Annotated in this window: 7 protein-coding genes and 2 tRNA genes; all 9 read right to left on the bottom strand. The window is 50.0% G+C overall.

The window, feature by feature from the left end; genetic code table 11:
* Position 1: 1 nt before the first annotated feature.
* Positions 2-83, bottom strand: a tRNA-Tyr gene (locus KOO62_10745).
* 96 nt (positions 84-179) lie between these two features.
* A complete protein-coding gene (locus KOO62_10740) occupies positions 180-650 on the bottom strand; it encodes a dTDP-4-dehydrorhamnose 3,5-epimerase family protein (protein ID MBU8934469.1) in 471 nt (156 codons plus the stop codon).
* The gene (gene rfbD / locus KOO62_10735; protein ID MBU8934468.1) at positions 635-1540 is read right to left on the bottom strand and encodes a dTDP-4-dehydrorhamnose reductase; all 906 of its coding nucleotides are present in this window, start codon (positions 1538-1540) and stop codon (positions 635-637) included. Before rfbD ends, KOO62_10740 begins: the two co-directional genes overlap by 16 nt.
* Positions 1527-2420 (bottom strand): glucose-1-phosphate thymidylyltransferase RfbA, encoded by an 894-nt coding sequence (gene rfbA, locus KOO62_10730; protein MBU8934467.1) that lies wholly within the window; start codon positions 2418-2420, stop codon positions 1527-1529. Before rfbA ends, rfbD begins: the two co-directional genes overlap by 14 nt.
* Before the next feature lie 12 nt (positions 2421-2432).
* Entirely contained in the window at positions 2433-3494 is a 1062-nt protein-coding gene (gene rfbB, locus KOO62_10725) for a dTDP-glucose 4,6-dehydratase (GenBank protein ID MBU8934466.1), read from the bottom strand.
* Positions 3495-3952: 458 nt separating this feature from the next.
* A tRNA-Phe gene (locus KOO62_10720) sits at positions 3953-4025 on the bottom strand.
* Positions 4026-4082: 57 nt separating this feature from the next.
* The gene (locus KOO62_10715) at positions 4083-4457 is read right to left on the bottom strand and encodes a hypothetical protein (protein ID MBU8934465.1); all 375 of its coding nucleotides are present in this window, start codon (positions 4455-4457) and stop codon (positions 4083-4085) included.
* Between the two features lie 26 nt (positions 4458-4483).
* Positions 4484-5452: an ROK family protein gene (locus KOO62_10710; GenBank protein ID MBU8934464.1), complete on the bottom strand. Its 969-nt coding sequence runs from the start codon at positions 5450-5452 to the stop codon at positions 4484-4486.
* A gap of 55 nt (positions 5453-5507) precedes the next feature.
* Positions 5508-6950: a histidine--tRNA ligase gene (hisS, locus tag KOO62_10705; GenBank protein MBU8934463.1), complete on the bottom strand. Its 1443-nt coding sequence runs from the start codon at positions 6948-6950 to the stop codon at positions 5508-5510.
* Positions 6951-7069: the final 119 nt, after the last annotated feature.

The following is a 7069-nucleotide window of genomic DNA, read 5'->3' as shown; positions in this document are numbered from 1 at the left end:
GTGGTGGGGGGAGGATTTGAACCTCCGAAGGCTTCGCCGACAGATTTACAGTCTGTTCCCTTTGACCACTCGGGAACCCCACCAATATGGAAAGTATCGACCTTACGACCGAAACTCAGAGCACAATAAACATACTAAAGTCAAAAAATCAACCCCAATATTGCATAAACCTGGCAAATTCAGTCCCGGATATGAAATTTAGATCCTGTGTCGTTTTCGTGGCGGATTTCATCAACAGGTTCGTTGTGTCCCTCTCCGGCATACAGGCGATTAGGGGCATTGTAGACTAGGCCATCGCGCGATCCTATATTCTTGTACGCGTGAACCACACCTGGCGGAATAATCACTGTCGCCCAGTGATTCTCACCAAACTCCATCTCCGCGTATTTCCCGCTCGTCGAGGAGTTGTTTCTGTTGTCCCACAAGTACAAACGAAAGGTTGATGACCCCACAAAGCACAGCAAGTCGGTTTGCTCTCTATGCTCATGCGGGCCGCGCACCACTCCCTGACGAGTGAGAGAAACATAACTCATAACCGGATAAACGTTCTCATCCACCTCGTCTTGACGAAACAACTCGACCAGCCAACCCCGGTCATCATCGTGTCGCTTCAAATCGCGAACCTCGATCCCTTCTATTTCACATGGCATGAAAACAACTTCTCCTTGCTGCCTGATAGAAACTCTTTCAGTGCAACTTGCCAAAGGCGCATACGATTCAGTCCCAACTCATGCAAGCGCCTATTCTCCAGCGCTGATCTCTTTGGACGAGAGGCTGGGCTGTGATATTCTTCGCTGTTGCACGGTCGTACTTGGACTGGCATTCCCAGATATTTAAAAACCGTCTGCCCCAAACCATACCAGGACGTCTCCCCTTCTGATGAACAATGTACAACGCCTGTCAAGTCGCTTTCCAGTATGGTCCGAGTCTGACGCACAACATCAACAGTCCAGGTCGGATTGCCAATTTGGTCATCAACGATTTTTAGTGGTTCAATGATCTCACCACGCTGTACCGCTCGTTGCTGTTCGTAGCCCTTTTTGATTATTGTACGCACGAAGTTCCCACCCTGTTCTCCATAGAGCCACGCTAATCTAAGGACAACGTAATCACCAAGAATAGTTTCAACTCGTCTCTCCCCTTCAAGTTTGCTCTGTCCATACACCGTCCTCGGATCAGGAATATCTGATTCCACATAGGGCAATTTCATCTCACCATCGAAAACATAGTCGGTCGAATAATATATCATCCGGGCGTCAATTGCACTGCACGTTCGGGCTACGTTCTCAGCGCCGTCGGCATTAACTGCCATAGCTTGGTCACGGTCCGATTCACAACCGTCTACATCAGTGAAAGCCGCCGTATGAAGCACGGCCATCGGCCGTTGTTTTTCAATGGCACGTTTGACTGAATTGGCGTCAGTGAGATCGGCGTTTTCGATATCAATACCACTCACATCATAATAAGCCGAAAGACCTCGCATCAAATCGCTTCCCAACTGCCCGCGACAGCCCGTTACGAGTATCTTACGATCGGTCACCGTCTACCTCGGTGACAACATCCTGCAAATACTGGCGATAGGAACTAGTTCCCATCGTTTCCAGCAGCGCGTTCATCTGGTCGCGATTGATGAAATGCATTCTATAAGCGATTTCTTCGATACAAGCTATCTTCTGTCCCTGTCGTTTTTCTATCGTAGCGATAAAATTACTCGCGTCCAGCAGGCTCTCATGAGTCCCCGTATCGAGCCACGCGATACCTCGTCCCAACCGGACTACCTGAAGTTTACCACGTTCGAAATACGTTCGGTTGATGTCAGTTATTTCCAGCTCCCCTCGATCGGAGGGGCTCAGTCCCCTGGCAATCGAAACGACATCGTTGTCATAAAGATAAAGCCCAGTCACGGCGTAATTGGATTTCGGTTGTTGTGGCTTCTCTTCGATAGAAAGAATCCGTCCGTCATCATCAAACTCGGCCACTCCGTATCGCTCCGGGTCCTTGACATAGTAGCCAAAAACAAGCGCACCATCATCGAATGATTGAGCATCCCGGAGAAAATCATACACACCGTAGAATATATTATCTCCCAGAATAAGTGCGACGCCGTCATCACCAATAAACTCCTCGCCGATAAGAAATGCCTGCGCGATCCCTTCCGGCTTCTCCTGCACCTTATAACTGATATTGAGACCCAGTTGGTGCCCGTCACCGAATAGTTGCTCGAACTTGGGCATGTCCTGCGGTGTGGATATAATCAATATCTCCGTGATCCCAAATAACATCAGCGTGGACAGCGGATAGTAGATCATCGGCTTATCATAGATCGGCATCAGTTGTTTGCACGCCACTTGCGTTACAGGATAAAGCCGTCTGCCACTGCCACCGGCCAGGATTATCCCCTTCTTGATGTTGCTGCTCATGGCTGTCGTTTCCTATCGCTTGGCATACATCTTCTCATAGTATTCACGATACTGACCAGTGATACAGTTTTCCAGCCATGCCTCATTTGCAAGATACCACTTGATCGTTTTTTGGATACCCTCTTGAAATGTCACACTCGGTGTCCATCCAAGCTCACGCTCGATCTTGCTCGCATCGATTGCGTACCTGCGGTCGTGTCCGGGGCGATCCTTGACAAACTCAATCAAATCCGAACGTGGACCGCCACCAAGCAACTCGTCCAATGTTTCGCAAATCAATTGCACCAGTTTGATATTCTCGATTTCGTTATGGCCACCAACATTGTACGTCTCCCCCGTGCGTCCATTGTGCAGCACAATGTCAATCGCGCGGCAATGATCCTCGACATAGAGCCAGTCCCGAATATATCGACCATCACCATAAACAGGCAACGCGACTCCAGCATGGGCGTTGCGGATCATCAACGGAATCAACTTCTCCGGAAATTGATATGGCCCATAGTTGTTGGAACAGTTTGTCGTCACCACATCCAGCCCATAAGTCTGACCATACGACCGCACCAAATGATCGCTCGATGCTTTCGATGCCGAGTATGGAGAGTTAGGATTGTAGGGCGTTTCTTCGGTGAAATACCCCGTCTCTCCCAACGATCCGAAAACTTCGTCGGTAGAAACATGAACAAATCTATAACGGCCATTGGCTCGGTTGTTGTCCATCATGCGTCGAGATAATTCGAGGAGATTAAAGGTGCCAATGATATTGGTTTCGATAAACGCCGTTGGCCCCATAATTGATCGATCAACATGCGACTCAGCGGCAAGATGAACTAACCCGGTTGATTGATGTCGTTTGAAACAATCCTCCAGCGCGGCGAAGTCACAGATATTGATATGCTCAAAAGTGTAGTTGTCGGCTGACTCGATTGTTTTGAGGTTTGACAAATTCCCTGCGTAGGTAAGACAATCGACATTGATAAACAGCGTATCGGAGTACTTGGGGACCAGATGTAAGAGCAGGTTTGATCCGATAAACCCGGCTCCACCGGTGATGATAATTCGCCGTTCGTACTCCACTATGATCCTGTCCTGAGGCCACTATTGTCTTCTGTGGATAAGTTCGCCATTGATCTGTTCTGTTGCAAGTATTAGTTGAGGTTCGTATCCTTTTCATCCTACCGAAAAGGTGTTTTACCATTGTCTCCCCTGCGAAAGCAGGGGCCCAGTATTCGCAGCCAACGATAAGCCTGGATTCCTGCGTGCGCAGGAATGACAAACCAAAGGATCTGCTTCTCCGAGTAGGTCGACACTTTCTTCAGTTTCGACAATTGCCCTTGTCAACCGCTTTATTCGTAGGTCGGCGTTCCGAATGAGGATAGTCCGCGATAGCGGATGGACGAATGAGAAACCCGACACTGTGCAAGTCGATGTCGGGTTTCGGCTCGAAGACGAACCGGAACCCGACCTACAAGAGCTATCACTCTTAGAATTCCTTCCCCCCAACAAAAAAACGCCTAACGGCGTTTCAAAAAAAGTGGCGCCCCCCAGAATTGAACTGGGGACACACGGATTTTCAGTCCGTTGCTCTACCAACTGAGCTAGGGCGCCATAGATCGTCTACAGTCGGCCAATTAACTACCTTTTCGACCGATGTCAATGTCTATTTTAGCGCGTTCCCGCCAAATGAGCTTTTGTCTCCGAAGAAAAAAGTGACACCAACGCCCCAGCCGCCAATATCAACAGAATAATGTTCTCATAATGTCCAAAACCAATAGACGCCCCAAGCACAATCAGGCCGTTGATTACGATCTGAGCATACCATCCCCACGGCTTGAGTCCCTTGTAGGCATAGGCCACAATCAACAGCAGGATGCCGAGCAGTAGAAAAATAATCGATTGCGAGATGTCCTTGAAATTGTGGTCAAGAAAACTCAGGACAATATTAACTCCGCCATACAGCAGAAAAACCGTCGCCATTCCAAACGCCCACCAATAGCTGAGTTTGAACACAAGCGGACATTCATTTGTTTTCTCGTTCATACCGATATTCTCCTTGTCATTACTCATCAGCCAATCTCACCTAAAAGGCCTGCACCCACAAAACCGGCATCGTTGCCAAGCGAGGCGCGCACCACAGTTAGCTTTTCTACCGCCGAGTCGAACGCCAGTTCCCTGATAGTCGCGGTCGCAGTCTCGACAAACCGCACTCCCCCTTCGGCGATCCCTCCGCCTATCACTACGACCTCCGGATTCAAAAGATTCACGACCCCGGCGAGGCCTGTGCCAAGATAACGCGCGGCTTCATCAATAGTCGAGATTGCCAGTTCATCCCTCGCCCGTTCGGCGGCAAACAGTTTACGGATTGTCAGGTGCGACAAATCCCCGTCGAGCACTTTCTCAAAGGCGGGTGTCATACCATCGGTCATTGCTTCCTTGAGTCGTCCGATTATCGCTTTGGAGGCACAGAAACTTTCGATACTACCGGGAATGCCGGAATGTACTTGCGGCGAATCGTAGTCAATACTCATATGTCCCAGTTCGCCGGCACTATGGTTAGCTCCACGCCAGAGCTTGCCGTCGAACATAACTGCTCCGCCAACTCCGGTTCCCACTGTTACACACACAACCGATTTCGCCCCACGAGCGGCACCGAAATGCAACTCCGATAGCGCCATCGCGTTGACATCGTTATCAACCCAGACCGGCATGTTCAGCCGTTCCTTCAGAATTGTCGCAATCTCCATTCCCTGCCAGCCATCTATATTGGGACAGGTACCAATGACCTTACCAGCATTGAAATCAACCGCTCCCGGAGTACCAACACCCAGGTGATGAACATCGTAATCTTCCTCGGCGGCAAAATATAACAATCGCTCAGCGATATTGGTAACCAGATGCATCAGCACTGTGGCACCTTTTTCAGGCATCGTCGGGCGTCTTTCCTTGTGCAGAATCTTACCGGTTGTGTCGAAAAGACCAAACTTGACCGATGTCCCCCCGATATCTATCCCTGCCAGAACTTGATTGTCTGTCATAACAAATTATTCCACCCGAACTCGATCATTGCCGATCTCCGTCTGGCACAATGTCCTACTGCTGATGATTTGCATGCAAATATTCCACAAGTGTATCAAGCGGAATTGTCTGCTGAATATCATCAGCTTTCAGCCATTCCTCGCGATCCGTTGTCTCTTTGGCCTTGTCCCGCCCGGCGGCGAGATTTTTCACCGTCACCGTCCCCGCTTCAAACTCATCAGAACCGGCAATCACCGCAAACGGGATTCCGACTTTGTCGCCATACTTGATCTGTTTGGTCAGGTTCTTTGTGTCGCCAGCGTAGACTTCCGATGCAATCCCCGCCTCTCTCAACCGGCGAACGATTTGTAAATAGTCCGGCAATCTGTCTCGATCCATGACTGTTACCAGAACGACTGAAGTAGCCGTTTGCATATCAACCTTGTCCGTCGCCAAAAGTGCTGCTAGCAGTCGATCCGGCCCGACCGACGACCCGGTCCCCGGAACCTGTTGTCCCTGGAATCGCCCGACCAGATTGTCATACCGGCCACCGCTGAAAATCGAACCGTAATCTGGTAAATCAAGAAGCGTCGTCTCCCACACGGGACCGGTGTAATAGCCAAGACCTCGAACGATAGTCAGATCTACAGCGGTTTTGTCGTTGCTGATATTCATTGCCTCAAGGTAGCCCTGGATCTCACGCAATTCATTTATGCCGACCCGAGAAACCTCAATATCCCCCAGCATCTGCTCGGCAGATTCCAGTTGTTTGTCATTGGGTAATGATGCAATATCGAGAAATTTCTCAATCTGTCCAATGTGATCCGTCTCAAGCCCCAGACCTTTGATCTTGTCGCCCGATTTGTCGGTACGTCCCGGACCGAGTTCGTTGATCACTGCCTCACGTCCCTGTTTCTCAAGTTTGTCGATTATGCGCATAACATCCGGTCCCTGCTCGGTCGGGATACCGGCATATTCAATCAAGCCATTGAGAATCTTGCGATCACTATAGCGTACCCTGAACCGTTCGATACCGATACGCTCAAGCATCGTCACCATAGCGGCAATGATCTCAGCATCGGCCAGCAGATTAACCGTCCCCACAATATCAATGTCAAACTGCATGAACTCGCGGTACCGCCCCGGACCCGGCTTATCCACGCGCCAGGCATTTCCGTATTGATAACGCCTGAACGGTAAAGCCAGGGTCGGATTACCCGCTACATATCGCGCCAGCGAGACCGTGAACTCGTAGCGCAAAGCCATGTCTACATCGTCGGGACCGGTAAAACCAAATAGTTCCGCCAGTGAATCCTCATTGTAGTGAGACCCCAGCAACGTCCCAGCGAACTCAAGCGATGGGGTTTGCAGTGGCAGGAAGCCCATCATCTCGACAGCCTCACGCAACTTGCCGATCATCCTCTCGCGGGCAATCTGCTCGCTGGGCGGGTAGTCCTTGAATCCCTTGAGAATTTGTGGTTTAACTCGTTTCTGTTTGACCTTTTTCTGCTTCGCCATTGGACGACCTGAATACCTCTCAATCGTCGTACATTGTTCTTATCCGTTGGTACAATCTACGTCTTTTGACAGGTGGGGAAAGTTTTTTCTGCGACATCGTCGCGTCTATGCCCGATTGA

Source organism: Candidatus Zixiibacteriota bacterium (genome assembly GCA_019038695.1).
Taxonomy (GTDB): Bacteria; Zixibacteria; MSB-5A5; order GN15; family FEB-12; genus B120-G9.
This window is presented reverse-complemented; position numbering and strand designations above follow the sequence as displayed.

What these genes read in the sequence shown, in the direction of transcription:
- KOO62_10710 (MBU8934464.1), bottom strand. Translation starts at nt 5,452, where the DNA reads ATGACAGACAATCAAGTTCTGGCAGGGATAGATATCGGGGGGACATCG.
- rfbA (MBU8934467.1), bottom strand. Translation starts at nt 2,420, where the DNA reads ATGAGCAGCAACATCAAGAAGGGGATAATCCTGGCCGGTGGCAGTGGC.
- KOO62_10715 (MBU8934465.1), bottom strand. Translation starts at nt 4,457, where the DNA reads ATGAACGAGAAAACAAATGAATGTCCGCTTGTGTTCAAACTCAGCTAT.
- hisS (MBU8934463.1), bottom strand. Translation starts at nt 6,950, where the DNA reads ATGGCGAAGCAGAAAAAGGTCAAACAGAAACGAGTTAAACCACAAATT.
- KOO62_10740 (MBU8934469.1), bottom strand. Translation starts at nt 650, where the DNA reads ATGCCATGTGAAATAGAAGGGATCGAGGTTCGCGATTTGAAGCGACAC.